This is a genomic window from Haloarchaeobius caseinilyticus (assembly GCF_051207395.1).
Taxonomy (GTDB): Archaea; Halobacteriota; Halobacteria; order Halobacteriales; family Natrialbaceae; genus Haloarchaeobius.
Genome location: NZ_JBPJZC010000003.1, coordinates 944,433 through 968,059 on the forward strand (window position 1 = coordinate 944,433; position 23,627 = coordinate 968,059).

The window sequence follows — 23,627 nt, forward strand, 5'->3', positions numbered from 1 at the left end:
ATGTCGACCGCCACGCAACCCGGCAACGTGAACGCGACGCTGGCGTCGATGCGCGAGGCGTACCGGCGCATGGAGATGCCGGTGCGGACGTACATGCTCGTCATCGTCCTGCCCTCGGCCGTGTTCGCAATCGGGACCGTGGCGGCGACGTTCGCGCTGGGATTGTCGCTGACCATCGCAGCCCCGCTCATGCTGCTCGGGTTCTTCTCGGTGTTCGTCGCACTCATCTATCCGAAGGCGGTGCAAGACCGCCAGCGAAAACAGGTCAGACAGCGCTTTCACCTCTACTTGACCCACATCACGGTCCTCTCGATGACGAACATCAACCGTATCGAGATTTTCCGGACGCTCGCGGAGGAGGAGGAGTATCAGGCCCTCGCCGAAGAGATGGGCTACCTCGTCGCGCTCGTGGACACGTGGAACCAGAGCTTAGACGACGCGTGTCGGATGCGGGCGAGACAGGTTAACTCACCGCTGCTCTCTGACTTCATGGAGCGCCTCGCCTACGCCATCGGCGGCGGGCAGGAGGTGAGTGAGTTCCTCATCGACGAACAGGAGAGCATCATCCAGCAGTTCGTCATCCGGTACGAGGCGGACCTGAACAAACTCGACGTGATGAAGGAGCTGTACCTGTCGATGATGCTGTCGACGGCGTTCGTCCTCGTCTTCTCCATCGTCTTGCCGGTCCTCATCGGCATCAACCCCTCGCTGGCGGTCGGGGCGGTCGTCGCGTTCGTCGTCGTCGTCCAGTCCGCGTTCGTCTACGCCATTCACGCAATCGCGCCGTACGACCCGGTCTGGTACATCTACGAGACGGCTGGCGAGTACCCGCTCCGGCGAGCGCGTGCCGCGATGGTGGCCGGCGGCGGCCTGTCGATACTCACGTTCGTCGTCGTCGGGGCGGTGTTGCTCGGCTACACGCCGTTCGCCAGCGACGTTCTCCCGCTGCCCATCATGGCCTGCATTCCGGTCACGCCACTGCTGATTCCGGGGTGGCTGGTTCGCAAGGAGGAGAAGAAGGTCAAAGAGCGCGACAGCGAGTTCCCGAGTTTCATCCGGGCGCTCGGTGCGGTCGAGTCCGTCAAACAGACGTCGACGGGGAACGTCCTCGAATCGCTGCGCAAGAAGGACTTCGGCGCACTGACCGCCAACATCGACAACCTGTACAAGCGACTCAACATCCGTATCGACACGACGCGCTCGTGGGCACTGTTCGCGGCCGGGACGGGCTCGTACCTCATCCAGAAGTTCGGCGAGATGTACGTCGAAGGCCGCCGGATGGGTGGCGACCCGAAGATGCTCGGACAGGTCATCTCGCGCAATCACGGCGAGGTCCTGAAAGTCCGTGAACAGCGTCAGCAGGCGACGACGACCCTCATCGGCGTCCTCTACGGGCTGACCGCGGCGTCCGTGTTCGCCTTTTTCGTCGGGCTGGAAGTCGTCGAGTTGCTCATGACCATCACCGAGGACATGGACCTCAGTGCGAGTCAGATGAGCTTCCTGCTCTCGACGGAACAGTACAACATCGCCGTCATCGAGCTGTTGCTCATCCTCATCATCGTCCTGAACGCGCTCATCTCCTCCATCATGATTCGGGTGACCGACCGCGGCCACATCCTGAGTGGCTACGTCCACTTCGTCATGCTGACCTGGACCGGTGGCATCACCGCCGAGATCACCCGGTACGTCGTCGACGCACTCATCTCGGTCTGACCTGCGTTTCTCGGCCGGGCCACCCGGCCCCGTCTTCCGGTTTTACCCCGCGATTCGTGGCCCGACTCAACTCTCGAAACGGCAAGAGTCTTTATACCGATATGGGCCAACGCTGTTGATAGGAGAGTCAAACCGATGTCACTGGAGTCCGAGAAACCGTACCTGTCCTCCGTCTCGCGCACACCCGCAGGGATGGACGCGACGATGGAGTGGGCTCGATACCTCGGTGAGACGTTCGGCGTCAACGGTGCGCTCAACTGCCTGCGCTACTACGAAGACCTCGGCTGGATATCCGGGACGGTCCGGTCAGCCATGATCTCGTACATCCGCGGGCTCTCGCTCGCCGAGACGCACAACAAGAAGTACGACGAGCCGGCGACGCTCGACTATCCGCTCGACACACTCTCGGGGACGCCCTTCAGCACGCACGCGCAATCGCTGGAGTACGTCTCCCGCATCGCCGACGCGGACTTAGAAGAGCACCTGATGCTCGCCCGCCTCGCCGAACAACAGATCGAAAAGCGAGACGTGAACGTCCCACCGCGCGAAGAGGCGGTCGGGTCGATAAACGACTGGTAACCGACAACAAATTTTTCTGATAATTTTGCTGCAGAGCCATCAGTTTCTTACGTAAGGTTCTGATTCCCAAAACCGAGTTACGACCCAGATAGCTTGCAATTTTCTGCGTTTCGCTGTTTTCAAAACATCCTCAATAGATGGCCACCACACTTATGTCATAGAACGAAAGTTGGCCGATTGACTTATTAGCCATCCTTCCAATGTACCCAATAGTATCCGAACGGGACTTCGGGGCTTCTGGTGGAGGCCTCGGTGGGGTGCCTGACGGAGAAAGCCAGAGGTGACGACTGACATGTACGACAAGCCAGATTCACAGTCGGTTTTCAGCAACCTGACCGCCGCGGCAACCGACGATCCCAACGGAGAGGAACAGTACGAGCTGACCATCGGGTCGGCCAAGAAAGTCGACGACCAGTCCGTCGAGCGCGAACTCGACGAGATGCTCGCGTCCGTCGAAGACGCCCTGCCGACCGCAGAGGCGGACTTCAGCGAGGACATCATCAAGGAGAACTTGGACGAAATCCTCCTCATGCTCATCTCGCTGCGCGGCGAGACCCACGGGAAGGAGCTCATCTCCGACCTGACGCGACTGTTCGACGCACAGCTCAGCCCGGGAACGGTCTACCCGAGCCTGCACCAGCTAGAGGACGAGGACGTGCTCCGGATGCACAAGAAAGTGCGCACGAAGGAGTACTCCATCAAGGACGAGCGTGAAGTTCGCATGACCGTCGAGCGGACGATGATTCAGCATCTCGCGTTCGGCTACCTGCTCTACTCGTTCCTCCCCCGGCTCTAATCTTCGATTTCTTCTGCGATCGACGCCAGGCTATCACTCGGTTTCTCCAGTGCGGCGTAGAACGAACGGTCTCCCGGGGCCCGGAGGCCGTACTGGAACCCGTCTTCGATGACGTCGACGAGTACCGACCCGCCAGCGGAGCGGTTGTGCTTCGCACACCACTCGGGCAGTCGGTTCTCGCCGCTTCGCTCGCGTGCGTCTTCTGGGGTGTCGTAGATACCGGCGACGACGAGTCCGTCGCTCGTGAGGTGTGACTCGAAGCGTGCGTGGCGCTCTGCGCCGTCGAGGACGAACCGGACGACTTCGCCTTCGGGGAAGGACTCGTCGGTGTCTGCCGGAATCTCGATACGGAGGCGGTCGGTCGCCCCGTGTCGTTGCAACTTCGCTCGCACAGTGGGCACTGCGTCAGAAGAAACGCGATCAGCCATACCCTACAGTGGACCGTCACGGTGGATGTACCTGTCGCTCGATTGTCGGCGGTTCCTGGGAAAATGTGTCGTGGGCCGCGGACGCGCGCCGAGGGAGTGACCCTCAGGAGACCTACGACGCGTCCGAGACGAACCCGGGGTTCGGTCTGGTTACTCTTCGTCGTCTTCTTCGTCGTCGCCAGCGAGACCGAGGAGTTCCTCGACGGTCTCGTCGCCGACGGAGACGACCTTCGTGTTGATCTGACTGGTCTCGTCGGAGATGACGCGACCACGCAGGGTCAGGCGCTTACGCTCGCCCGGGCGGTTCGGCTTGTAGCCCGTGGAGCGTTCCTTCATCAGGACTTCCTTGACGTTCGGGCCAGCGATGTCCTGGCGCATCGGGCGACCGGCCTCGTCAGAGCCACCGGTGATTTCGAGCGTGCAACCGTCGAGACCGACTGCGCCACCGTCGACGGAGTCGCCGATCTCCTTGTTCATGAATCGGTTTGCGTCCTGTTCCTCTGCTTCGAGCGCGTACGTCGCGCCCGACTCCGGGTCCGCAACGACGACGTTGAAACTCGCCATAGTAGTCGTGTTTCGACGGCGGGCGTTCAAAACTCCGTCGAATCCACCCCGAACGATAAGTCGCCTCGTCTCGAACGACTGGACATGAACCCGGGGCAACTCGAACTCCGCTTAGAGCGCGAGTTCGGCGGCGAGGCCCACGTGGTCGTCCGCCAGGCGGTCGACCTGCGTGACTCTGGTCAGTACCATCGAGACGCGGGTCACGAACTGACCACCGACGTCATCGTGGACAACCTCCGCGACGCCCCACACGGGACCGTCACCGAGCGCTGGAACTGGTGGCTCGGGTCGCTCGCGCTCGCCTACGGCGACGAGTACCAGCACTTCACGGTGCGACAGAACCCCCGGGAAAACGGACAGTTCTGAGTTCCGAACCGACGAACGGAAACCGTTCTATCGAGTAGCTATCGACCAGATGGAGCTACGCTTCCTCGGCGGCGCGGGCGAAATCGGCCGGAGCGCCGTCCTCGTCGACGATTCGCTCTTGCTCGACTTCGGGATGGGTTCGGGTAACCCGCCCCAGTACCCCGTCGAGCAGCCGTCACCTGACGCCGTCGTCGTGAGCCACGGACATCTCGACCACGTGGGGATGCTCCCGACGCTGCTGGCCGGCGACGAGCGCCCGCCGGTCCACTGGACCCCGCCGACGGCCGAACTGGCGCAGGTGCTCGGGCGTGACACGCTGAAACTCCACGGTATCGCCGGCCGGGACGACGACCGCGGCCCGGCCAGTTTCGGGCCGAGTGGTGGCACCTACGACTGCCCGTTCACCGAAACCGAGTTGCACCGACTGACACAGGTCTCGAACACCCACGGCTACCGCGAACCGTTCGAGGCCGCGGGCTACGAGATCACGTTCTTCAACGCGGGCCACATCCCCGGCAGCGCGCACGTCCTCGTCGACAGCGCGGGACGAAGTCCCGCGAGCAACCGGACGAAGTCCGGTGATGATGGTGAAACCCGACTACTGTACACCGCCGACTTCCACACCGAGAACCAGCGGTTGCTCGCGGGGTCCGACGCTCGCCCCGAGGCCGACGTGGTGCTGACCGAGGCGACCTACGCAGACACCCACCGCAAATCACGCGCCGACATCGAGTCGCGCTTCGCCGAGAGCCTGAAGACGACGATGTGGGAAGGCGGCACCGTCGTCGTCCCAGCCTTCGGTATCGGCCGGACGCAAGAGGTGATGTGCGTCTGCGCCGCCCACGACGTGGAGTGTTACGTCGACGGGATGGGCACCCGCGTGGCCGAACTGTTCCGCCGGCACGACGACTTCCTACGCGACGCCGACGAGTACCGCCGGGCGAAGAGTCACGCCAGATTCGTCACGGGTAGGCAGGGGCAGAAGAAGCGCATCGCGAAGCAGAACACGGTCATCATCACGACTTCGGGGATGCTCAAAGGCGGGCCTGCGATGACGTACGTCCCCGAGATTCGCGACCACCCGGCGAACAAAATCGCCTTCACCGGCTATCAGGTCGAAGGGACGCCCGGCCGTGAACTGCTCGAACGCGGCAGAGCCGAAATCGACGGCCGGGTGATGCCCGTCAGCGCGCAGGTCGAACAGTACGACTTCTCGGCACACGCCGACGCGAACGCGCTTCGAGAGTTCTTGGCCGAGTACGAAGACACACCGGTTCTGGTGAACCACGGCGACGACTGTGCCGGGTTCGCTGCCGAGTTGCGCGAAGAAGGGTACGAAGCGAGTGCGCCCGAGTTGGGCGAGACGGTCGTCGTCTGAGTACGGGCTGGCGACTGGTCAATCGGCCAAAAACGCCCGAATCGGGTCGGTTTGTTCGACGACATTCAGCCCCGGTGGGTGACCACAGCCGAGTTCGAGTACTTCGGTCTCTGGTCGTCTCGACGACATTTCTTCGACGGTTTCAGCGTGCAGAATGTCGGACTCGCGACCCCAGACGACAAACACGGGGCAGTCGAGTGCCTCCCACTTCGCCCACGCCTCATCGTTTGACTGGCCACCGGTCAGCAGCGGTTCGACGATGTTCGGGTCGTAGTCCCGGGTGAACCCGCCATCGTTGGTTCGGCGGGCGCTCGTCAGCGTGAATTTGGTCCACTCGGCGTCTGTCTTCGGGTTCGAGGTCGCGTAGGTCTCGCGGTACCACGCTTCCAGTTCGGTGAGCGTGTCGCGGACCGGCGGGTTCGTGAGGTACTCGACGATACGCTCGACGCCCTCCTCAGAGCCGGTGAGGACCGGCCCCACATCGTTGCAGACGAGGTGGGTGATTCGCTTTCGCAGCGGGCCGGCAGCCAGCGGAATGCCGAGCAGGCCGCCCATCGACGTGCCGACGTACCGGAACTCGTCGAGGCCGAGTTCGTTGCAGAAGCCGCGGACCGTCTCGCGGAGACCCGCCTGTGAATATTCGCTAGCAGGGTCGTCAGCCCACTCGCTCAGGCCGCGACCTGGCATGTCCGGGCAGAGGACGCGGTAATCGTCGGCGAGAGATTGAGCGAGCGCGTCGAAGTCGCGACCGTTTCGCGAGAGCCCGTGGACGCATAGGACGACCGGATTCGTGGGGTCGCCCCACGCCGAGTAGTGGAGTTCGGTGTCGGCGACGGTGACGAACTCGTCGGTTCTGGTCATGGCGTACGAGTCGTCGGTTGTGGGGATAAATCTCGGGCAGGAGTCACCAGCCCCACCCACGACTACCGCCGTGCAAAGCTACTCCCTACCGGCGAACGAACCCGGACTATGGAGTACACACGACTCGGCGACACCGGCCTGGAAGTCTCGCGCCTCTGCCTCGGCTGTATGAACTTCGGGACGGAACAGCCGTGGATGACCCACGACCGGGAGCAGTCGCTCGACATCATCGACGCTGCCCACGAGCAGGGAATCAACTTCTTCGACACCGCGAACGTCTACTCGACGGGAGAGAGCGAGGAGATTCTCGGTGAGGCAATCGCGGAGTACGACCGCTCTGAACTCGTGCTGGCGACGAAGGTGTTCGGCGAGATGGGCGACGGACCGAACGCCAGCGGCCTCTCCCGAAAACACGTCCTCGACCAGGCCGAAGCGAGTCTGGACCGACTCGGCACCGACTACCTCGACCTCTACCAGATTCACCGCTGGGACGACGACACGCCGATTTCGGAGACGCTGTCCGCACTTGACCACCTCGTCGACGAGGGCGTGGTCCGGTACGTCGGCGCGAGTTCGATGCCCGCGTGGAAGTTCACGAAGGCGCTGTACGAGGCCGACGTGGAGAACGTCGAGCGCTTCGTCTCGATGCAGTGCGAGTACAACCTCGTCGACCGCCACGAGGAGGCGAACGTCCTGCCGGTCTGTCGAGACCAGGGCATCGGCGTGATTCCGTGGTCGCCGCTGGCCGGCGGGTTCCTCGCCGACAAGTACGAGCAGGGTTCGGACCCCGAGGAGGGGCGAGCCGCCACCGACGAGTACACCCAGAAGCGATTCAGCGACGAGGGGTGGGCGGTGCTCGACGTGGTACGCGAACTGGCAGACGAGAAAGACGCGACGGCCGCACAGGTCAGCCTCGGGTGGCTGTTGCACAAACCAGTCGTCGATTCGCCTATCATCGGCCCACGGACCGAGGCGCACCTCGACGACGCGATTGGGGCGCTCGACGTGACTCTCACCGACGACGAGGTTGCGCAACTCGAAGACCCCGTGACTCCCGTCTGGAACACCGACATCGGTGGCGTGTAGGCCGCACGCGAGCATCGAGAAGTCGCCGCGCCCAGCCAACTCACCGTCGAGGGAGCTCTTCGACCTCGAACCAGCCTCCCGACTCTGGCTGCCGCGCTCAAAGTGAGACGAGACGGCAGTTGTGGCTCAGTCGCTGCCGTGGTCTTGCGGCGGTTCGAAGCGCTCCGTACCCTTCCTGACGATGACGGGAAATCGCCGGACGAGTGCCAGTCCGAGTCGGGTCTGCCAGTCGGCGTAGATGGTACGGTCGGTCGACGTGATTTTGTTCGCTAGCTTGCGACCCACGTCTGCGGGGTCGCTCATCATCGATTCGGGGTAGCCGAGTTCGGCACCCGAGCGCGTGTTCGTCAATGGGGGGTGCATCACCGTACACCAGACGTTCTCGCCGTGCAACTCGAACCGCAGCGAGCGCACCAGTGCCTCGACTGCCCCCTTCGTCGAGGCGTAGCCGGACATGTTTGGCGTGCCGACGAGGCCGACACCGGAACTCAGGTTGTGGACGATGCCACTGCCCCGGTCGCGCATGTGGGGCAAGACGGCCCGGAGCAGGCGGACGTAGCCGAAGTAGTTCACCTCGAACTCGCGGCGAGTGTCTTCGAGCGTCTGGTCCTCGAAGCGACCGAAGCTGAATATCGCGGCGTTGTTCACGAGGATGTCGATGCCGCCCCACCGCTCGATGACCGCGTCGACCGCCGTTTCCACGTCGTCGTCGACGGTCACGTCGCACTCGTAAAAGCGCGCCCGGTCGGGGTATCGCTCTTGCAGTGGTCGAAGGTTCGCACCGTCGACGTCGAATCCGGCGACCAGATATCCGTCTTCGAGGAGCGCGCGTAACAGGTGGTGGCCGATTCCCTCGTTCGCACCGGTGACGACGACGCGACCCTTTGCAGTCCTGGGCATGAAGTCGACAGTACGGCACGTGTGGACAAATCTCTGTGTCCGTGGTGACTGCAGGAGACGAACGCGCCACTCCAGCCCATAAACTCGGGAATTCAGTCGAGTCTGGCCACGAGCGCGTCAGCCATCTCGCTCGCCGAGTCTGGGACCGCGTCGTAGAACAGCGACGGCTCGATGAGTTCCAGTTCGATGAGGACCAACGTCCCGTCAGCGTCGACGCCGTCGACACGGGCGTACAGTGATTCTTCGCCCAGTTCGTCGGTCGCCGCCTCGACCACACTCGCGGCCTGCTCGACGAGTTCGTCGTCTGGTTCGGCCGCGGCGTAGGTCCCGCCGAAGTGTTCTTGGACACGGAAGTCACCACCTTCCGGCCGTTTCAGGACGCTGTGCGTGTACTCCCCACCGGCGAACATTAGCGACCACTCACCGTCTTCGACTTCGTGCGCATACTGCTGGACGAGTAAATCGGCGTGGTCGCGCAACTCCGCGTAGCGTTTCTGGTGTGAGTCCGCCCGGGAACGGTCGGTCCGCCATGTGTCTTCCGCGCCGGCGCTGACCGCCGGTTTGACCACGGCGTCGTCCCAGTCACGGTCGTCGAGGATGGCTTCGAGTGGGCGACTGTCGGCCCGGGCGACGTACTCGGTGGGGACGGTCTCGATGCCGCGGGCTTCGAGGTCACGGAGGTAGAACTTGTGCCGGTTCCAGTGCAGGGCGGCCGGCGAGTTGAACAGTACCACGTCGGCGGCGTCGAGGGCGTCGACCCAGCGACCGAACTCGACGACGTTCTCGTGGTAGTCCCAGCACGAGCGGACCACGACTGCGTCGTAGCGACGCCAATCGACCCCGTCGTCGGACCAGACTGCCGGGTCGACGGAGACGTCTCTGGCCTGGAGCGCATCTGCGAAGCACTGGTCATCGTCGGTCAGGCTGGCGTACTCGGCGCTCGTAGCAAAGGCCACGCGGGTCATCTGGTCGAACGATGCAGCGGAACGTGTTAACTGACTCGACAGCGGCCACCCAGCTGTCACCTCGACGAATCGTGACGACACACCGATAGACGAACGCAAAGGATATTGGCCCGGCAGTCACTCGGTCGTAGATACAGCCGTAATGTCTCTCATGGGCGACGACGCGACGACTACCGACACGCGGCGACGACTCGGTGCGGCGCTGTCCCGACGATTCGGCATCGACACCCGAGCGCTGGCAGTGCTCCGAATCTGTCTCGGCGTGTTGTTGCTCACCGACCTCGCACTCCGTGCCCGGTACCTCACGACGTTCTACACCGACCATGGGGCGTTACCGCGGGCGACGCTCAGCGAGACGTATCCCGTCTACCACCGGTTCTCGCTACACGCCCTCTCCGGCGAGCCGTGGGTACAGGCACTGCTGTTCCTCGTCGCCGCAGTGTTCGCACTCGCGCTCCTGCTCGGCTACCGGACGAGGCTGGCGACGGTCGTCTCGCTCGTCCTCCTCCTCTCGTTGCACTATCGCAATCCGTTCGTCCTGAACGGTGGCGACCTCGTGCTCCGGCGACTCGTCTTCTGGAGCGTCTTCCTCCCGCTGGGCGAGCGCTGGAGCGTCGACGCGGTCCGCCGGGATACGGCGGACCCGGACAGGCAGGTCCGCGAACGGGTCGCGAGCGTCGCCTCGGCCGCGCTGCTCTGTCAGGTCCTCCTCGTCTACGGCGCGAACGCCCTGTTGAAGTCCCGCGGCGAGCGCTGGCTGGCAGGCGAGGCGGTCCCGATGGTCTTCAGCCTCGACCAGTTCCTCGTCGGTATCGGCCCACTCCTCGCCGAGCTCCCCGCCGTCCTCACAATCATGAACTACGTCTGGGTCGCGCTGCTGGTCTGTTCACCGCTGCTCGTTCTGGCGACTGGTCGGATTCGGGCCATACTCGCGCTCGCCTTCGCCGGGATGCACTTCGGGATGTTCCTGACGATGACGCTGGGTCTGTTCCCGTTGGTCTCGATGGCGGCACTCGTCCCCTTCCTGCCTCCGGCCGTCTGGGACCGACTGCCGACTTCGGACCACGCCGTGTTCGCCCGCGTCAGCGAACGACTTCCCCGGTTGCCACGAAGCGTCCCGGAACGGGTCGCTGGACTGGCCGCGTGGGGCCGCCGGGCGGTCCCCGTGGTGGTCAGCCTCCTCCTCGCGGGTATGCTCGTCTGGAACGCGGTGGCATTCGGCGTCGTCGCCGCGCCCGCTGAGACGCCCGACCACCTGTCGAACAGTCGCTGGAACATGTTCGCCCCGGAGCCACTGAGCACGGACACGTGGCACGTCTTCCCGGGCACGCTCGAATCCGGCGAGCGCGTCGACGCCTTTCGTGGCGGCGACCCCGTCTGGAACCCACCCGACGTGTCCGCGACGTACCCGGACGCCCGGTGGCGCAAGTACCTTACCAGCCAGTACTTCGGCGACGATTCGACCCGCCGAGAGCAATTCGCGGGCCACCTCTGCCGACAGTGGAACGCGACCCACGACGATGGGCTGCGGTCGGTCCGCGTCACCGTCGTGCGCCAGCCGACGCGATTAGACGGCCCCGAGCCGACTGAGCGCCAGCAGGTCGGGAACTACACCTGTACCGGTAGCGGTGCGCGGCCGGTGTGATACCGCACCTCGTCGCCAGCAAGTCAGGGCGAGCCATCGATGCCGCAGCGATGCTACCAGCTCAGCGCGTCCCTGTCTGCGTCGCCGCGAATCCGTAGGTGACGCCGGTCAGTTCTGTAGAAACGTCCCACAGTCGAGCGGCCGCCTCCTGGTCGTACGACCGCGTACTGGAGTGCTGTTTCTCGGGATAGCCGCGCATGTCCATCAGGCCGCCCGGTCCGTAGTACTCGCCCCCAGCCACCTCGTAGGCCGTCGCCGCGTACAGCATCGGGAGCGCGCCTTTCGCGGCCGACTGCGCCATCACGGCGTTGGCGACCTTCATCCCGATGAGTCGCAGCGTCGACCCGGACTGCTCCGGGCCGCGACGCTGGAGGTTCGTCGCGGCGTAGCCGGGGTGACAGGCCACACTCAGGACGTTCTCGATGTCGGCGTCGTCGAGGCGGCGGTCGAGTTCGTATGCAAAAAGGACGTTCGCCAGTTTGCTCTGCGCGTAGGCGTCCCACTCGTCGTAGTGCTTTTCGCCCTGTAAGTCGTCGAAGTCCATCTCGCCGCGCTCGTGCAGGCCGCTCGACTGCGTGACGACGCGGGCCTCGCCCGGCGTCTCGCGCAGGGTGTCGAGCAGGTGGCCGGTCAGCGCGAAGTGTCCGAGGTGGTTCACGCCGAACTGCATCTCGAAGCCGTCGGCGGTCTCCTGTCGCGGGAGGGCCATCACGCCCGCGTTGTTGCACAGGACGTGGAGCGCGTCGTAGTCCTCGCGAAACGCCTCGGCGAAGATTCGCACCGAGTCGAGGTCCGCGAGGTCGCACTGGCGCACGTCGAGGTCGGCGTCGGGGTTCTCGCGCCGGATTTTCCGGACTGCCTCTTCGCCCTTCTCGACGTTTCTGACGGCCATGACGACCGTCGCGTCTCGGGCCGCGAGTGCCTTCGTCGCCTCGTAGCCGAGGCCGCTGTTCGCCCCCGTGACGACCACCGTCTTCCCCGCCTGCTTCGGGATGTCGCTCGCCGTCCACTTCGTCATGGACAGGTGTAGGGTGGGTGTGTATGTCAAACGTCGGTTCGCGGGTGGTCGTGGCTCCACGCTGCTCCGGTGGTGGCTACGTGACGAGCAGGACTGGCAACTGACGGACCAATCATAAAATACTCATATGGTCGTCTGAAGCAACCACGCATGCGCGTCTCCCGTCGCGACTTCGCCCTCCTCACCTCGTCAGTCGCACTGAGCGGTTGTGGATCGCTCGTCTCGTCGTCGGACGGTGATGGAGGAAGAGAACCGCTCGACGTGCCGACCAGCGACATCGAAAACACCCCGACCGCGACCGAAGCCGCGATTTCCGGCCCATCATCGGTTCGCTGGCAGAGCGATGCCGTGTCGAGTCCGGCCACGTCACCGGTCGTCGCGGATGGGACCGTCGTCGTCGGCGCAGGCTCGCAGGGATTGCTCGCGTACTCGACTGTCGACGGGTCGGTCCAGTGGGGTGCACCGCTCGACGGAACTCCGAGCGGAATCCCGGCCGTCCATGACGGCACGGTGTACGCAGTCGACGACGCCCGTGGGCGGCCCGATTCGGTCCCCTCCGTGCGTGCCATCGACCTCGAAACCGGCGAGGAACGGTGGCGGTGGGTGCTGGACGCGAACGCCGTCTTCGCCCCGGCCGTCGCCGACGAGGGAATCTACGTCAGGACGGATGCCAGTCTCGTCTCGCTCTCGCGTTCCGACGGGACGGTTCGCTGGGCGCTGGACGAGCCAGGGAACTTCGGCGACATGTGGTACGAGACGACGATGGACGTCTCGCCGCTCGTCCTCGATGACCACGTCGTCTTCCCCAGCGGCGACGGCCTCGTCGCGGTGACGCGAGACACCGCCGAAGTCGCGTGGCGAACCGACGCGGAGAAGGTCCGGGCCGCGCCCAGCAGCGACGGCGAACACGTCTTCTACAGTGACGTGGCGAACGGGATTCGTGCCGTCTCGGCCGCCGATGGCGAAACGCTCTGGTCGTACGAAGCAGTGGGGTGCTCGACGACGCCCGCCGTCGGCGACGGTCGCGTCGTCGGGTCGACAGGGCTCCACCTCGTCTCGCTCGACCCCCAGAGCGGTGACGAACAGTGGCGCTCTGACTCGCTCCACGGCGACATCTACACCTCGCCAGTACTCGACGGTGACCGAATCATCGCCGGGTCGATTTCGTCGAGTGCTGTGTCTCTCGATAGTTCGTCGGGCGACATCGAGTGGCGGTTTGGAAAAGGGACGCGCCAGTCGCCGTCGATGATCGACGGGACGGCGTTCGTCGTTGGACATGTCGAAGGCGACGGTGGCCAGCCAGTGCAGTCAGTGGTCGCAATTGAACAGAGTCGGTGAATGCTCGGCGGGAGAGGGCACTTTCGGTGCAGTTTCTCGCAGAGTGAACATCGAGGCCGAACCCGTCTCAATCCAGTAGCCGACGCACCAGCGCCCGACTGTCTGGGAAGTGTAAGGCGACGTTGAACAGCAGGGTGACCACCGACAGCACGAACAGGACGGCGGGAAACAGTTCCCCGCTAACGATGCTGTCTCGTTCCAGTATCCAGTAGCCCCACGTCAGGGCCACGAAACAAATAGTGACCGACAGTCTCGGCTCCGTGTCCAGCATTCGTCGTCGAGTTCGGGTGGTGGATGCTAAACCTGGAGACTAATCGGCGTCATCGAGTACGCCGCGAGTATTTTCTGACAGAATTTCACCGCTGAGGTTGGGGCCCAAGTGCGTTGTGAATCTATCGGGAAAATTGGTCATCCATTTATCAATATCCTTTGCGAAGCAGGTTGCATCGGGAGAGATGAGGCAAGAATAGAGTCTATGGAACACAGAAAGTTGAGCCGGATACTAACCGCTATTACTGTGATAGCAGTGCTCATTATCGCATTAATCACTACTGATGCGTATTTCTCAGGGTATTCGAGCGTCCCTGGATATGACGACCCTCTCTATCTCGCTCTCGTCTGGGTGTTGGTCCTCGCCTTCGCGTATAAATGGTATCGACTATAAGGATGAACTACCCACTCAGGCGTCTCGGCAGCGGCTTCGTCGCCGTCATGGCCACCTTCATCGCCGTCGTCGGAACTATCGGTTGGTACGTCGGCGACGCAGAACTGTCGAGACCACCCGTCCTCCTCGCGATTTCCTGGGTGAGTGCCGTCGTCTTCGCGTATCAGACGGTGTCCGCCGAGAAGCTATTGGGTGACGGAGGGCGTGCGGACGACACAACTCCAACCGAGGGACGTGACCAGTAGATGCTCGGGAAAAAGACACACGCGACGATGTCGCTGCTTTCGGCGACGCTCGTACTCACCTACACATACGGCCACTACGCCAGCGACCCGGAGTTGGCCAAACATCCGGCGTTCATCGCCGTTTGGGTGTTCGCCGCCGTCGCTTGGTCGCTGCCGTTTTTCACCGAGAAGCCGTTCATCTCCGAGGTTCAGTACGACGAGACACACGTCCCGTGGGACGACGAGTCGTGAATTGAGCCTCTGGAATACCTTGGTTGGGGAGCGAGTACGCCCGAAGCGGTCGGCTCAGTAGTTGAGAACAGGTTCGGGTCGACGAATCAGCACAGTATTGGTCATTGATTTATAATAATTCCACGAGAGATTCCCAATGACAGAAATCATCTGACCAGAGGGCCGTAATTTGCTACCACTGCCATGAACAAAACAATAAATGCTTTCAACATCTCAGTTTCTGCATTCATTGCTATTTCGTTAACGATTGGTACCCTTGTACAAGACCAATACGTATCTGCATCATTGATAGAGATTGTAGGTTTTTGGTTGTTGGTACTCATCTTCGTGTATCTCAGGTATAGTTCATGAACAATTTATTCCCCCAAATATGACAACCAAACTAAAAGACGCACTCAGTGGCGGCATCTTTCTGGTAGGCGCAGTAGCAGCCTCCCTGTTGAAATTCGTCGAGCCAGCAGAGTATCCCGGTGATGTATTCGTAGCGATATTCTTCATAACCGGGTTGCTCTTGTTATTCGTCTTCCCCCAGTTGGGAGAGAACACGAGTGACTGACGAAGAGAACGACCCACGTCTTTCAGAGGTACATGCTTGGGTACTGTTTTTTCCGCCGGGTTCGTCGTCCGTGGTACGATTGCACCCAATAGACACGACGGCAATGGAGAGAGTAGTTGAGAGATGACGCTGAGCGAGTGGCACTCGACCATGCTGTTCGTACAGGGAGCCATCGTGTCTTTCGTCGCACTGCTAGTCACGGAGTCGTATCTGTCCGAGCAAACTCTCGTCTGGTCTGAGAACCCGGTTACGGTCGTCCTGCTGTGGTCGATAGTCGTAATCACCTTCGCTGGCTGGTGGCATCATCGATAGACACGAGAGCGGTGTCCAAAGAACTGGCACTCAACCGTGGGAGAAGTGCAGCGCGACATCGAACAGCGTCGTCACGACCAACAGCCCGAACACGACGATAGACAACAGTGCACCAGCGACCATGCTGTCCCATTCGAGTAGTGTGTAACAGCTAGTCGAGACAATGAGACAGGCCGTGACCGACAGTCTCGGCTCAGTGTCCAGCATTCGTCGTCGAGTTCGGACGGTGAGTGCCTAAATCTGGAGGCTAATCAAGTAGTTGAGGCGTTGAACGCAGTCGTTCATCGGTTCTCAGTAGGATGAACAGCGAAACGGAGCGAAATTGGTCAATGGTTTACAACTTGACCCGCTGAACCTGCGTCCAGCGTGAGAAAGTTCGCATTTACACTCCTGTCGGGTTTGATCGCTTTCGTTGCACTCGTGCACACAGTCGGATACGTCACGAACAACGCCGCCCTTGCAACCCATCCCCTAGAGATTACTGCCGAGTGGGCCTGCGTCGTCTTTTTCGGCTATTTTGCATACGACGAGTAGTTCCCTCTCACCAGCAATTCTCCGCAGACACTCCCCATCCTGCTTCCAGTAATCCTGCACATCTCACGCATCTCCGGCAGAACACGCCACCCACACAGACACCTTTCCGTCTCCCGGCCTACCCACGACACGAGCACCCATGCCCATCGAGAACCAGAGCGACACCTTCGAACTCGGCGGCACGACAGAGATACACCGACTCGGCTTCGGCGCGATGCGCATCACGGGCGAGGACATCATCGGGCGGCCCGACGACGAGGAGGCGGCCCACGCGGTCCTCCAGCGCGCGGTCGAACTCGGCGTCGACTTCATCGACACGGCCGACTCCTACGGCCCGGGCGTCTCGGAGCGACTCATCAACGAGGCGCTGGACACGACCCGCGACGACCTGACCATCGGCACGAAGGGCGGCCTGCTTCGCAACCGCGACGGCGACTGGCTGCCCAATGGCGACCCGGACTACCTCCGGAACGCCCACCTCTGCTCGACCGACCGCCTCGGCGTCGACTGCATCGACCTGTACCAGTACCACCGGCCCGACCCCGAGACCGACTTCGAGGAGTCGCTACAGGCGCTCGGGGAGTTGCAGGACGACGGGTACATCGAACACGTCGGCGTGAGCAACGTCTCGGTCGAACAGCTCGACACCGCCCGCGAACTCGTCGACGTGGCGACGGTCCAGAACCGCTACCACGTGGCCTACCGCGAGGAGCAGGACGTACTCGACGCCTGTGAGGAGTACGGCGTCGGCTTCATCCCGTGGTACCCGCTCGGCGCGGGCGACCTGGACGAAGTCGGCGAGGACATCGACGCCGTGGCCGAGACCCACGACGCGAGCAAGTACCAGATCGCGCTGGCGTGGTTGCTGCACACCTCCGACGTGACGCTGCCGATTCCGGGCACGTCGAGTATCGAGCATCTGGAGCAGAACGTCGCGGCGTCGGCTATCGAGTTGTCCGGCGACGAGGTCTCGCGGCTGGACGCGGCGATGGAGTAATCAGTCGGTTCTCGCAGTGCGGTTTTTCTCGTTTGCAGTGTGGTCGAAGGCGTGTTTTGTTTTTCCGTGAGTTGTTCGTTCGGCGTCGGCGAAAGTGGCGTCGTGTTCAGAAGCAGGTCTCGAATGCCGTCGCTGTTGGCGCGAGAGTTGCTGGCGTCGACAAGCAGGTCACAAATCACGACGGTACATGACCGCACTCCCCCACTCCTCGCGCCACAGCCTCCCCATCCGACTCCTCACTCCACTCGTTTCACTCGTTCCGTTCGTCATCCCTCGCGCGACTTCGATTCGCGGCCTTCGGCACGCGAATCCGCGCGCGCCAAAATGTCGGGTTTGACTGCAACTGTACCCCCAAACACGACCAGTCGACGTCACTGTGCATACTTTCAAACCGCCAGCGGGAGTAGCCACGTCGTATGCAACCGGGTGGGTTCCTGGCGACGCTCGAAAGCCAGTTCACCGCGTGGTTCGGTCACAGCGCCCTGGTGTGGGGGTTGGTCGGCGGCGTGGTCATCGCCGGGATGAACATGCTCGGCGCACTGCTCGTGTTCGTCTGGGAGGACCCATCAGAACGGACGCTCGACGCGGCGCTGGGTTTCGCCGCGGGCGTGATGCTGTCGGCGAGTTACACGAGCCTCCTGCTTCCCGGTATCGAGTTCGCGGGTGGGAACATCCTGCCGGTCGTCGTCGGCTTCTTCCTCGGCGTGGCGTTGCTCGACCGCGCCGACGCGTGGGTCCCGCACGTCCACGTGGTCATCACGGGCAATCGGCGCGTCGAAGGGCGGGGGAACGAGGCGCGGGTCGCCTCCGTCCTGCTGTTCATTGTCGCCATCACGCTCCACAACATGCCCGAAGGACTCGCGGTCGGCGTCGGCTTCGGCTCGGCCGCCATCGACCCCGGCGCGACCATCGACGGGAAGAGCGCGCTGGGCAACGCCGTCTCGCTCATGCTCGCCATCGGCATCCAGAACATCCCCGAAGGACTCGCTGTCTCCATCGCGGCCATCAACGCTGGGCTTGGCAAGCGATTTTACGCAGCCTTCGCGGGTATCCGGGCCGGACTCGTCGAGATTCCACTGGCCGTGTTCGGGGCGCTCGCCGTCTCGCTCGCCACGCCGATTCTGCCCTACGCGATGGGCTTCGCCGCCGGTGGAATGCTGTTCGTCATCAGCGACGAGATTCTGCCGGAGACACACGCCAGGGGGAACGAGCGCGTCGCCACGCTCGGGACGATGGTCGGTGTGATGGTGATGCTCTCACTCGACGTGCTGCTCGGGTAGGGCCGTCTCGGTACCGGTGTGAACGTCTCTATTGCCTACGCGTCACATGCTCAGGCGGTCTTTTTGGTCTTCGAGAACTGAGCATCGAACATGACCCCTTCCGTGACTGATTCCCCCGCCCGGGACGGCCGTCGTCGCAAGGCGACACTGTTCTGTCCCACCTGCGACCACGATTCCCCGCCTGACGGCGACTGGGTACTCGACCGACGTGAGACAGGAACCGCGTACGACTGCCCCGACTGCGAGACGACCATCACGGTTCGACGCCCGCCGAAGCCCGACCGCTCCGAGGACGCACCGGAACCGGTTCACGCGGCCTCTGTCGCCACCACACACTGGTTCGACTACGTCCGGACGGTCCAGCAGGCGGTCCACCGCACCGCGGTCGCCTGGTACCCGACCGACTGACGCCAGCCAACCAGCCAACCAGCCAGTCCCTCGCCGGGTGTGTCTTTTTCTCTCTCGCGTCCGTTCGTCGACGTATGACAGTTGCTGGCGTCCACCACGTCGCGCTCTCGGTCCCGGACGTGGCCGCCGCGGAATCGTTCTACTGCGACCTGTTCGACGCCGAGGTCATGTTTCGCGAGGGCACCCTCGACGGTGAGTTCGGTGCGCTCCCCGACGAGATGGACTGGTCCGCCGCAGTCGATGCGGGTGTCGAACCCGGGATGAGCTTCGTGGGGCGCGACGACCTGGCCCTCGCACTCGCACAGGAACCGAACGTCCCCGACGGCGGCCCGCTCGACCACATCGCACTGGCCATCACCGCCGACGAACTCGACGGCGCTTGCGAGCGCGCCCGGTCGCTCGACTGTGATGTCGACCGCCGGGGTTCGGTCGCGTTCGTCACCGACCGCTTCGGCGTCGAGTGGGAACTGAACACGGGCGACCCGCCACCGGAGACGCCATTCGACACGCTAGACGTGTGAGTCGGGGACGGTGACAGACAGACTTCCCGGAGCGACAACTCACCACACCCAGTTTGGCGCGCGAAGACGAGTGTGTCTGCGCCAGCGGCGCAGACCGCGAGGACGTGCGAGGGATGAGCACTGAAACGGAACGGAGTGGAGTGAGGAGCGCAATCGGATGGGGAGGGTGTGGTGAAGGGTGGAAGGCGCGGTGCGGTCATGTACCGTCGTGATTCGTGGCCTGCTCCTCGAATCGGAATCAGTAGAAAGCGACTGCACACTCGAACGCCAGAACGACGAGACTCTTCCCAGAAAATCACGCCGTAGAACGACACTCACTCACTTTCACTAGCCGCTTTCTCCGCGCTCTTCTCCAGCGCCGCCGCGAGCGTTCGCGCCTGGTCCGGCGACAGCGACAGTTCGTCGACGTGCGCCGGCAGTTCCTCCTCGGTCATGTTGTCTATCTCCGTCTGGACCAGCACCCGGCCATCGTCGTCGGTCGTGACGTTGGCGACGGCGAAGCCCTCCTGAGAGAACTCGTGTCCACGGACCTCGGCGTCGACGAGGTCGAGCGTCGTGTAGGCGTTCACCTTCAGCAATCGGTCGGCCATGTTCGGGTGCAAGCAGCGAAGGCACTTACGTCACTCGTCGGCGCGGACGATGGAGGCCGACGCGAGTGGCGGAGGCTGACGAGGAACGAACATTCACGGTAGCCAGAACGTTTAATGGCAGCTACTCACAGACACGCGTATGAACCGACGAGGGGTGCTCGGAGCACTGTCAGCGGTCGCTATCAGCGGCTGTTTGCGGCTGACTTCGAGTGCGGGGACGGAGACGGCGGGTGAGGCTGGGAGCGAGTCGCCGACCGAGACGGTCGCGGAGACGGCGACGGCGACTCAGACAACGGCCGAACCAGAGACGACGACGGGCCGAGTCGGCGAGTTGGAACTACCTGACGGACTGTCGGAAGACGGCCCCGAGAGCTTCCTCTACGCGTTCCATCGCCAGGCACTCCAGCGGTCGAGCTTTCGGGTGAACTGGACGAAGATAAACGCGAATCGGTCGTTCATCAAGTGGCAAAAGGAGTTCGACGTGGACGCCGGAACGTCCTCCGGCTCGTTCACCCGCGGCGACAGCGGGAACTCGGTCGACATCTATCGGTCGGGGAACGACGGCCTCTGGCGTGAAGACATGGGTGCTCACTACACGTACGGGAACGACGACGACGGCTTCAACGTCGACGAGGTCACGTGGGAACAGGAACTCGAACCGATGCTCACTGCGGGCGACTGGCGTGCACCGACGCTCGTGAACGAGGAGTACCCGGCGGTCTGGGAACTCGAAACCGACACTGTGGCGGACGAATCGGCAATTCCGGGGTACCACCGCGGGACCATCGAGTCGATAGACGCCACGATACAGGTCGACGAGAACTCCGTCATCAGGTCGGTCGATGCGGCGACCACCATCGTGGACCGTGACGGTGAGACCATCCAGTACATGAGCGAGTTCGGTATCGACTCGTTCGGCTCGGTGTCCGTGACCGAACCGGACTGGCTGGCGACGGCCGAGCAGAACCTGCCGGTGGTCTCCACTTCCTTGACCGACGACGAGCGATTCGTGAAACTTCGCATCGAGTCGGGCAGCCGGTTCGAAGCGAACAGCCGGATAATCGTCTTCGCGGATGGGCAAGAGATCGGCAGTGCCGTCGGGTTGGACGAACCGCTCGACCTCGGTGTCGACGCCTACCTCTACAAGGCCGACGACTGGGAACAATCGAGGGACATTCGGGTCGCGCGAGGAGGGAGGCCGTCGGTGACGCCGACGCCGTTCGACGGCCCACTCCGGCTCGCAGCAGCACGAGAGACCACCACGTACCTCGACGGAGTCGCCGTGGAGTAGCGCCCGGTAGCAGCCGACTGCTGGGTTCGTGCGTGTGAAACGGTCAACGAGTACCTGAACGAACGCGACCGACGAACGCTCTCAGTCGTCGGCTTCCGAGTACGGCGTGCCGTCCGGGGCAGCGGGTGCCGGACTGTCCGCCATATCGTCGTCCTCGGCGTAGGGGTACCACGTCCGCTTCGTGTTGTGCATGAACGGGTCGTCGTAGCTGGTCTCCTCGGGTTCGACCAGTTCGGCCAGTTCGTCGTCTTCGCGGGCCGCGACGAACTCGCGGAACGTCTCGTCACTTTCTCTTTGGTCTTCGAAGTTCGCCAGCAGGTTCCGAATCGCGCCGGGAACCTCGTCGGCCGGGACGCGCTCGGTGACCCACGAGGCGAAGTGTGGGTCCTCGCCGAGACCGCCGCCGAGGCCGATGTCGAGCGCTTCGACCGGTTCGCCGTCCTTGCGCGTCTTCATGCCACGAAGCGAGATGTCCGCGATTTGCGGCTGGGCGCAGGAGGCCGTACAGCCCGACAGATGGATGTGGAAGTCAGAGACGCCCTCGGGGAGGTCGACGTTCTCCTTCAGCCAGCGGGCGTAACGCACCTGGCGGTTCTTCGTCTCGACGATGGAGAGCGAACAGAACTCGGTGCCGGTGCAGGCGATGGAGCCACGCATGAACGGGTGCGGGTCCGGCGAGTAGTGTTCGAACACGTCCTCGGCGAGCAAGTCGTCGAGGTTCTCTTCGGGCACGTCGGTCAGGACGATGTTCTGGCGCTGGGTGAGTCGCGCCTCGCCCGAAGCGTACTCGTCTGCGGCGTCCGCCATCGCGATGACGTCGTCCGCACCGACGCGGCCGACGAGGCAGTTCAGGCCGACGTAGTAGGTCCCGTCCGGTTGCTCGTGGATGCCGACGTGGTCGTGCTTGCCGCCCTTCTCGTAGCCGGCGTTGTAGCTGTACTCCGAGCGGAGGTCCTCGCCAGCGGTGTGCATCTCGAAGTCGACGAACTCCTCCTGCAAGGTGTCGCGGAGCTTCTCGGTTCCCCACTCGTCGACGAGGAACTTGATGCGGGCGTTGTAGCGGTTGTCGCGGTCGCCGTACTCACGAAAGAGCAGGGAGATGCCGCCAGCGACGTCTGCGACGCGCTCCGGCGTCGCGAACACGTCGATGTCACGGGCGAGACGGGGTTCGTTCCGCGAGAGGCCGCCCCCGACCCGGATGTTGTAGCCCTTGACTTCCTCGCCGTCGATTTCTTTCGTCGCGGGTTCGAGCGCGAGGTCGTTGATGTCGCCCTGGCCGCAGCCTTCGCGGCAGCCCGTGACCGACACTTTCCACTTCCGGGGGAGGTTCGAGTGGTCCTCGTTGGCCTTGAAGCGGTCGTTGAGTTCGTGGATGGTCGGCAGCGCGTCGACGTGTTCGTGCTTGTCCTTTCCGGCGACGGGACAGCCGACGATGTTGCGCCACGAGTCACCGCAGGCCTGTAGCGTGGTGAGGCCCGCAGATTCGAGTTCGTCGAAGATGTCGGGCACGTCCTCGATGTTGATCCAGTGCAGTTGGATGGCCTGTCGGGTGGTCACGTCGGCCCAGCCGTTCCCGAACTCTGGGTTCGCGGCGGGACCCTCCGAATATTTCTTGGCGACTTCGCCGATTGTGCGAAGTTGCCCCGGTTCGAGCACACCTGCTGGTGGCCCGATGCGCATCATGAAATACGACTCCTGGCCGGCGCGCTGGTGGTACAGGCCGTACCACTTGAAGCGCTCGAACCAGGCGTCGCGCTCGTCTTCTGGGATCGCGTCCCAGCCCTCCTCGGCGAATCGCTCCATGTGTTCGCGGATGTCCGTGCCGTAGAGCTCGGACTTCCACTCCTCCACGTCGGTCGGCATGGACGGTCCTACAACAGCCACTCCTATACCGCCGCGCCCCGCGTCAGGTAGCCCCGGTACTCCCCGGTGGCGGAACTATTTGCCGGGTTCGAGCGTCGCACGCACAGTGGTGGGGTCGAATGCACAGAATTCACCGTTTCGGACCACCCCGACCGGCAGCCAGTCGAGGAAGCCGTCGGTGCCACAGTCGATGCACTGCCCGACCGCACAGACCTCGACACGGTCGCGGTGGACGCCGACTTCGGTGAACGCTTCGAGGACGACGTGGGCCGTCTCACAGTCGCAAAAGTCGGTGACTGCGAGGGGCCAGATGTCACTGTTCGGGACTTGTCGACGGTTGTTCACGCTTATCCACGCACCGTCGTCGAGCACCCGCAGTTGCGTGGCCATACTTCATCTATGCACTCGACGGGCCTCCTTCCATCGGCCCCCGCAATGGTTCGCGCTGTCGGTGACGGAGGCTGGCCACAGAATCGCACGACTGCGGGGTGTTTGGGT

General features: G+C 63.2%; 28 protein-coding genes. 16 read left to right on the plus strand and 12 right to left on the minus strand.

Annotated elements, in window-relative coordinates; genetic code table 11:
- From arlJ to ACSC1P_RS17475, 3 genes are all read left to right on the plus strand, one after another.
- The gene (gene arlJ / locus ACSC1P_RS17465; protein ID WP_435361471.1) at positions 1 to 1,713 is read left to right on the plus strand and encodes an archaellar assembly protein ArlJ/FlaJ; all 1,713 of its coding nucleotides are present in this window, start codon (positions 1 to 3) and stop codon (positions 1,711 to 1,713) included.
- Positions 1,714 to 1,848: 135 nt separating this feature from the next.
- On the plus strand, positions 1,849 to 2,292 hold the full coding sequence (locus ACSC1P_RS17470; protein WP_435361472.1) for a FlaD/FlaE family flagellar protein: 444 nt from the start codon (positions 1,849 to 1,851) through the stop codon (positions 2,290 to 2,292).
- Positions 2,293 to 2,584: 292 nt separating this feature from the next.
- Positions 2,585 to 3,088: a PadR family transcriptional regulator gene (locus ACSC1P_RS17475; RefSeq protein WP_435361524.1), complete on the plus strand. Its 504-nt coding sequence runs from the start codon at positions 2,585 to 2,587 to the stop codon at positions 3,086 to 3,088.
- On the opposite strand, the gene ACSC1P_RS17480 is transcribed toward ACSC1P_RS17475, so the two are convergent.
- The gene (locus ACSC1P_RS17480; RefSeq protein ID WP_435361473.1) at positions 3,085 to 3,516 is read right to left on the minus strand and encodes a DUF7112 family protein; all 432 of its coding nucleotides are present in this window, start codon (positions 3,514 to 3,516) and stop codon (positions 3,085 to 3,087) included. The two genes, ACSC1P_RS17475 and ACSC1P_RS17480, sit on opposite strands and share 4 nt — an antisense overlap.
- Positions 3,517 to 3,666: 150 nt before the next feature.
- On the minus strand, positions 3,667 to 4,080 hold the full coding sequence (locus ACSC1P_RS17485; protein WP_435361474.1) for a 30S ribosomal protein S6e: 414 nt from the start codon (positions 4,078 to 4,080) through the stop codon (positions 3,667 to 3,669).
- A gap of 84 nt (positions 4,081 to 4,164) precedes the next feature.
- Between ACSC1P_RS17485 and ACSC1P_RS17490 the strand changes: the two genes are divergently transcribed.
- Positions 4,165 to 4,446 (plus strand): WNWW family protein, encoded by a 282-nt coding sequence (locus tag ACSC1P_RS17490; protein ID WP_435361475.1) that lies wholly within the window; start codon positions 4,165 to 4,167, stop codon positions 4,444 to 4,446.
- A 49-nt stretch (positions 4,447 to 4,495) separates the two neighbouring features.
- Positions 4,496 to 5,824: an MBL fold metallo-hydrolase gene (locus ACSC1P_RS17495; RefSeq protein ID WP_435361476.1), complete on the plus strand. Its 1,329-nt coding sequence runs from the start codon at positions 4,496 to 4,498 to the stop codon at positions 5,822 to 5,824.
- Between the two features lie 18 nt (positions 5,825 to 5,842).
- Here ACSC1P_RS17495 and ACSC1P_RS17500 read toward each other — a convergent pair whose 3' ends face one another.
- Positions 5,843 to 6,685 (minus strand): alpha/beta fold hydrolase, encoded by an 843-nt coding sequence (locus tag ACSC1P_RS17500; RefSeq protein ID WP_435361477.1) that lies wholly within the window; start codon positions 6,683 to 6,685, stop codon positions 5,843 to 5,845.
- A gap of 108 nt (positions 6,686 to 6,793) precedes the next feature.
- On the opposite strand from ACSC1P_RS17500, the gene ACSC1P_RS17505 reads away from it, so the two are divergent.
- Positions 6,794 to 7,771 (plus strand): aldo/keto reductase, encoded by a 978-nt coding sequence (locus ACSC1P_RS17505; RefSeq protein WP_435361478.1) that lies wholly within the window; start codon positions 6,794 to 6,796, stop codon positions 7,769 to 7,771.
- 126 nt (positions 7,772 to 7,897) lie between these two features.
- On the opposite strand, the gene ACSC1P_RS17510 is transcribed toward ACSC1P_RS17505, so the two are convergent.
- Positions 7,898 to 8,671, minus strand: a complete 774-nt coding sequence (locus tag ACSC1P_RS17510; protein WP_435361479.1) for an SDR family NAD(P)-dependent oxidoreductase — start codon at positions 8,669 to 8,671, stop codon at positions 7,898 to 7,900.
- A gap of 92 nt (positions 8,672 to 8,763) precedes the next feature.
- Positions 8,764 to 9,636, minus strand: a complete 873-nt coding sequence (locus ACSC1P_RS17515; RefSeq protein WP_435361480.1) for an ATP-grasp domain-containing protein — start codon at positions 9,634 to 9,636, stop codon at positions 8,764 to 8,766.
- 151 nt (positions 9,637 to 9,787) lie between these two features.
- Between ACSC1P_RS17515 and ACSC1P_RS17520 the strand changes: the two genes are divergently transcribed.
- Positions 9,788 to 11,281 carry an HTTM domain-containing protein gene (locus tag ACSC1P_RS17520; protein ID WP_435361481.1) on the plus strand — a complete coding sequence of 498 codons (1,494 nt, stop codon included), beginning with the start codon at positions 9,788 to 9,790 and terminating at the stop codon, positions 11,279 to 11,281.
- 61 nt (positions 11,282 to 11,342) lie between these two features.
- Here the strand turns inward: ACSC1P_RS17520 and ACSC1P_RS17525 are convergent, their stop codons facing one another.
- Entirely contained in the window at positions 11,343 to 12,299 is a 957-nt protein-coding gene (locus ACSC1P_RS17525; protein ID WP_435361482.1) for an oxidoreductase, read from the minus strand.
- Between the two features lie 150 nt (positions 12,300 to 12,449).
- On the opposite strand from ACSC1P_RS17525, the gene ACSC1P_RS17530 reads away from it, so the two are divergent.
- Positions 12,450 to 13,637 carry an outer membrane protein assembly factor BamB family protein gene (locus ACSC1P_RS17530; RefSeq protein ID WP_435361483.1) on the plus strand — a complete coding sequence of 396 codons (1,188 nt, stop codon included), beginning with the start codon at positions 12,450 to 12,452 and terminating at the stop codon, positions 13,635 to 13,637.
- 67 nt (positions 13,638 to 13,704) lie between these two features.
- On the opposite strand, the gene ACSC1P_RS17535 is transcribed toward ACSC1P_RS17530, so the two are convergent.
- Positions 13,705 to 13,908, minus strand: coding sequence for a hypothetical protein (locus ACSC1P_RS17535; protein WP_435361484.1), 204 nt, complete (start codon positions 13,906 to 13,908; stop codon positions 13,705 to 13,707).
- A 395-nt stretch (positions 13,909 to 14,303) separates the two neighbouring features.
- Between ACSC1P_RS17535 and ACSC1P_RS17540 the strand changes: the two genes are divergently transcribed.
- Positions 14,304 to 14,546 (plus strand): hypothetical protein, encoded by a 243-nt coding sequence (locus ACSC1P_RS17540; RefSeq protein ID WP_435361485.1) that lies wholly within the window; start codon positions 14,304 to 14,306, stop codon positions 14,544 to 14,546.
- The gene (locus ACSC1P_RS17545) at positions 14,547 to 14,777 is read left to right on the plus strand and encodes a hypothetical protein (RefSeq protein WP_435361486.1); all 231 of its coding nucleotides are present in this window, start codon (positions 14,547 to 14,549) and stop codon (positions 14,775 to 14,777) included.
- A 146-nt stretch (positions 14,778 to 14,923) separates the two neighbouring features.
- On the opposite strand, the gene ACSC1P_RS17550 is transcribed toward ACSC1P_RS17545, so the two are convergent.
- Positions 14,924 to 15,100, minus strand: a complete 177-nt coding sequence (locus ACSC1P_RS17550; RefSeq protein WP_435361487.1) for a hypothetical protein — start codon at positions 15,098 to 15,100, stop codon at positions 14,924 to 14,926.
- A 47-nt stretch (positions 15,101 to 15,147) separates the two neighbouring features.
- Here ACSC1P_RS17550 and ACSC1P_RS17555 point away from each other — a divergent pair, with 47 nt between their 5' ends.
- A complete protein-coding gene (locus ACSC1P_RS17555) occupies positions 15,148 to 15,333 on the plus strand; it encodes a hypothetical protein (RefSeq protein ID WP_435361488.1) in 186 nt (61 codons plus the stop codon).
- Positions 15,334 to 15,675: 342 nt separating this feature from the next.
- Here ACSC1P_RS17555 and ACSC1P_RS17560 read toward each other — a convergent pair whose 3' ends face one another.
- Complete coding sequence (locus ACSC1P_RS17560; RefSeq protein ID WP_435361489.1) at positions 15,676 to 15,852, minus strand: hypothetical protein; 177 nt, start codon at positions 15,850 to 15,852, stop codon at positions 15,676 to 15,678.
- Between the two features lie 466 nt (positions 15,853 to 16,318).
- Here ACSC1P_RS17560 and ACSC1P_RS17565 point away from each other — a divergent pair, with 466 nt between their 5' ends.
- From ACSC1P_RS17565 to ACSC1P_RS17580, 4 genes are all read left to right on the plus strand, one after another.
- Entirely contained in the window at positions 16,319 to 17,176 is an 858-nt protein-coding gene (locus ACSC1P_RS17565; RefSeq protein ID WP_435361490.1) for an aldo/keto reductase, read from the plus strand.
- A 434-nt stretch (positions 17,177 to 17,610) separates the two neighbouring features.
- Positions 17,611 to 18,456: a ZIP family metal transporter gene (locus ACSC1P_RS17570; RefSeq protein WP_435361525.1), complete on the plus strand. Its 846-nt coding sequence runs from the start codon at positions 17,611 to 17,613 to the stop codon at positions 18,454 to 18,456.
- A 90-nt stretch (positions 18,457 to 18,546) separates the two neighbouring features.
- Entirely contained in the window at positions 18,547 to 18,864 is a 318-nt protein-coding gene (locus ACSC1P_RS17575) for a DUF8106 domain-containing protein (RefSeq protein WP_435361491.1), read from the plus strand.
- A gap of 74 nt (positions 18,865 to 18,938) precedes the next feature.
- Positions 18,939 to 19,385: a VOC family protein gene (locus ACSC1P_RS17580; protein ID WP_435361492.1), complete on the plus strand. Its 447-nt coding sequence runs from the start codon at positions 18,939 to 18,941 to the stop codon at positions 19,383 to 19,385.
- Between the two features lie 314 nt (positions 19,386 to 19,699).
- Here the strand turns inward: ACSC1P_RS17580 and ACSC1P_RS17585 are convergent, their stop codons facing one another.
- Complete coding sequence (locus ACSC1P_RS17585) at positions 19,700 to 19,975, minus strand: DUF6360 family protein (protein WP_435361493.1); 276 nt, start codon at positions 19,973 to 19,975, stop codon at positions 19,700 to 19,702.
- A 139-nt stretch (positions 19,976 to 20,114) separates the two neighbouring features.
- Here ACSC1P_RS17585 and ACSC1P_RS17590 point away from each other — a divergent pair, with 139 nt between their 5' ends.
- Positions 20,115 to 21,266 carry a hypothetical protein gene (locus ACSC1P_RS17590; protein ID WP_435361494.1) on the plus strand — a complete coding sequence of 384 codons (1,152 nt, stop codon included), beginning with the start codon at positions 20,115 to 20,117 and terminating at the stop codon, positions 21,264 to 21,266.
- Positions 21,267 to 21,347: 81 nt separating this feature from the next.
- On the opposite strand, the gene ACSC1P_RS17595 is transcribed toward ACSC1P_RS17590, so the two are convergent.
- Both ACSC1P_RS17595 and ACSC1P_RS17600 read right to left on the minus strand, forming a co-directional pair.
- Complete coding sequence (locus tag ACSC1P_RS17595; protein ID WP_435361495.1) at positions 21,348 to 23,129, minus strand: nitrite/sulfite reductase; 1,782 nt, start codon at positions 23,127 to 23,129, stop codon at positions 21,348 to 21,350.
- A gap of 75 nt (positions 23,130 to 23,204) precedes the next feature.
- Positions 23,205 to 23,519, minus strand: a complete 315-nt coding sequence (locus tag ACSC1P_RS17600) for a DUF8134 family protein (RefSeq protein WP_435361496.1) — start codon at positions 23,517 to 23,519, stop codon at positions 23,205 to 23,207.
- Positions 23,520 to 23,627 lie beyond the last annotated feature (108 nt).

Coding starts and splice junctions, on each gene's coding strand:
- ACSC1P_RS17500 (WP_435361477.1), bottom strand. CDS start 6,685: ATGACCAGAACCGACGAGTTCGTCACCGTCGCCGACACCGAACTCCAC.
- ACSC1P_RS17550 (WP_435361487.1), bottom strand. CDS start 15,100: ATGAGTACCAACAACCAAAAACCTACAATCTCTATCAATGATGCAGAT.
- ACSC1P_RS17530 (WP_435361483.1), top strand. CDS start 12,450: ATGCGCGTCTCCCGTCGCGACTTCGCCCTCCTCACCTCGTCAGTCGCA.
- ACSC1P_RS17540 (WP_435361485.1), top strand. CDS start 14,304: ATGAACTACCCACTCAGGCGTCTCGGCAGCGGCTTCGTCGCCGTCATG.
- arlJ (WP_435361471.1), top strand. CDS start 1: ATGTCGACCGCCACGCAACCCGGCAACGTGAACGCGACGCTGGCGTCG.
- ACSC1P_RS17580 (WP_435361492.1), top strand. CDS start 18,939: ATGACAGTTGCTGGCGTCCACCACGTCGCGCTCTCGGTCCCGGACGTG.
- ACSC1P_RS17520 (WP_435361481.1), top strand. CDS start 9,788: ATGGGCGACGACGCGACGACTACCGACACGCGGCGACGACTCGGTGCG.
- ACSC1P_RS17510 (WP_435361479.1), bottom strand. CDS start 8,671: ATGCCCAGGACTGCAAAGGGTCGCGTCGTCGTCACCGGTGCGAACGAG.
- ACSC1P_RS17560 (WP_435361489.1), bottom strand. CDS start 15,852: ATGCTGGACACTGAGCCGAGACTGTCGGTCACGGCCTGTCTCATTGTC.
- ACSC1P_RS17490 (WP_435361475.1), top strand. CDS start 4,165: ATGAACCCGGGGCAACTCGAACTCCGCTTAGAGCGCGAGTTCGGCGGC.
- ACSC1P_RS17485 (WP_435361474.1), bottom strand. CDS start 4,080: ATGGCGAGTTTCAACGTCGTCGTTGCGGACCCGGAGTCGGGCGCGACG.
- ACSC1P_RS17585 (WP_435361493.1), bottom strand. CDS start 19,975: ATGGCCGACCGATTGCTGAAGGTGAACGCCTACACGACGCTCGACCTC.
- ACSC1P_RS17495 (WP_435361476.1), top strand. CDS start 4,496: ATGGAGCTACGCTTCCTCGGCGGCGCGGGCGAAATCGGCCGGAGCGCC.
- ACSC1P_RS17475 (WP_435361524.1), top strand. CDS start 2,585: ATGTACGACAAGCCAGATTCACAGTCGGTTTTCAGCAACCTGACCGCC.
- ACSC1P_RS17555 (WP_435361488.1), top strand. CDS start 15,148: ATGACAACCAAACTAAAAGACGCACTCAGTGGCGGCATCTTTCTGGTA.
- ACSC1P_RS17525 (WP_435361482.1), bottom strand. CDS start 12,299: ATGACGAAGTGGACGGCGAGCGACATCCCGAAGCAGGCGGGGAAGACG.
- ACSC1P_RS17575 (WP_435361491.1), top strand. CDS start 18,547: ATGACCCCTTCCGTGACTGATTCCCCCGCCCGGGACGGCCGTCGTCGC.
- ACSC1P_RS17565 (WP_435361490.1), top strand. CDS start 16,319: ATGCCCATCGAGAACCAGAGCGACACCTTCGAACTCGGCGGCACGACA.
- ACSC1P_RS17545 (WP_435361486.1), top strand. CDS start 14,547: ATGCTCGGGAAAAAGACACACGCGACGATGTCGCTGCTTTCGGCGACG.
- ACSC1P_RS17505 (WP_435361478.1), top strand. CDS start 6,794: ATGGAGTACACACGACTCGGCGACACCGGCCTGGAAGTCTCGCGCCTC.
- ACSC1P_RS17595 (WP_435361495.1), bottom strand. CDS start 23,129: ATGCCGACCGACGTGGAGGAGTGGAAGTCCGAGCTCTACGGCACGGAC.
- ACSC1P_RS17535 (WP_435361484.1), bottom strand. CDS start 13,908: ATGCTGGACACGGAGCCGAGACTGTCGGTCACTATTTGTTTCGTGGCC.
- ACSC1P_RS17515 (WP_435361480.1), bottom strand. CDS start 9,636: ATGACCCGCGTGGCCTTTGCTACGAGCGCCGAGTACGCCAGCCTGACC.
- ACSC1P_RS17470 (WP_435361472.1), top strand. CDS start 1,849: ATGTCACTGGAGTCCGAGAAACCGTACCTGTCCTCCGTCTCGCGCACA.
- ACSC1P_RS17590 (WP_435361494.1), top strand. CDS start 20,115: ATGAACCGACGAGGGGTGCTCGGAGCACTGTCAGCGGTCGCTATCAGC.
- ACSC1P_RS17480 (WP_435361473.1), bottom strand. CDS start 3,516: ATGGCTGATCGCGTTTCTTCTGACGCAGTGCCCACTGTGCGAGCGAAG.
- ACSC1P_RS17600 (WP_435361496.1), bottom strand. CDS start 23,519: ATGGCCACGCAACTGCGGGTGCTCGACGACGGTGCGTGGATAAGCGTG.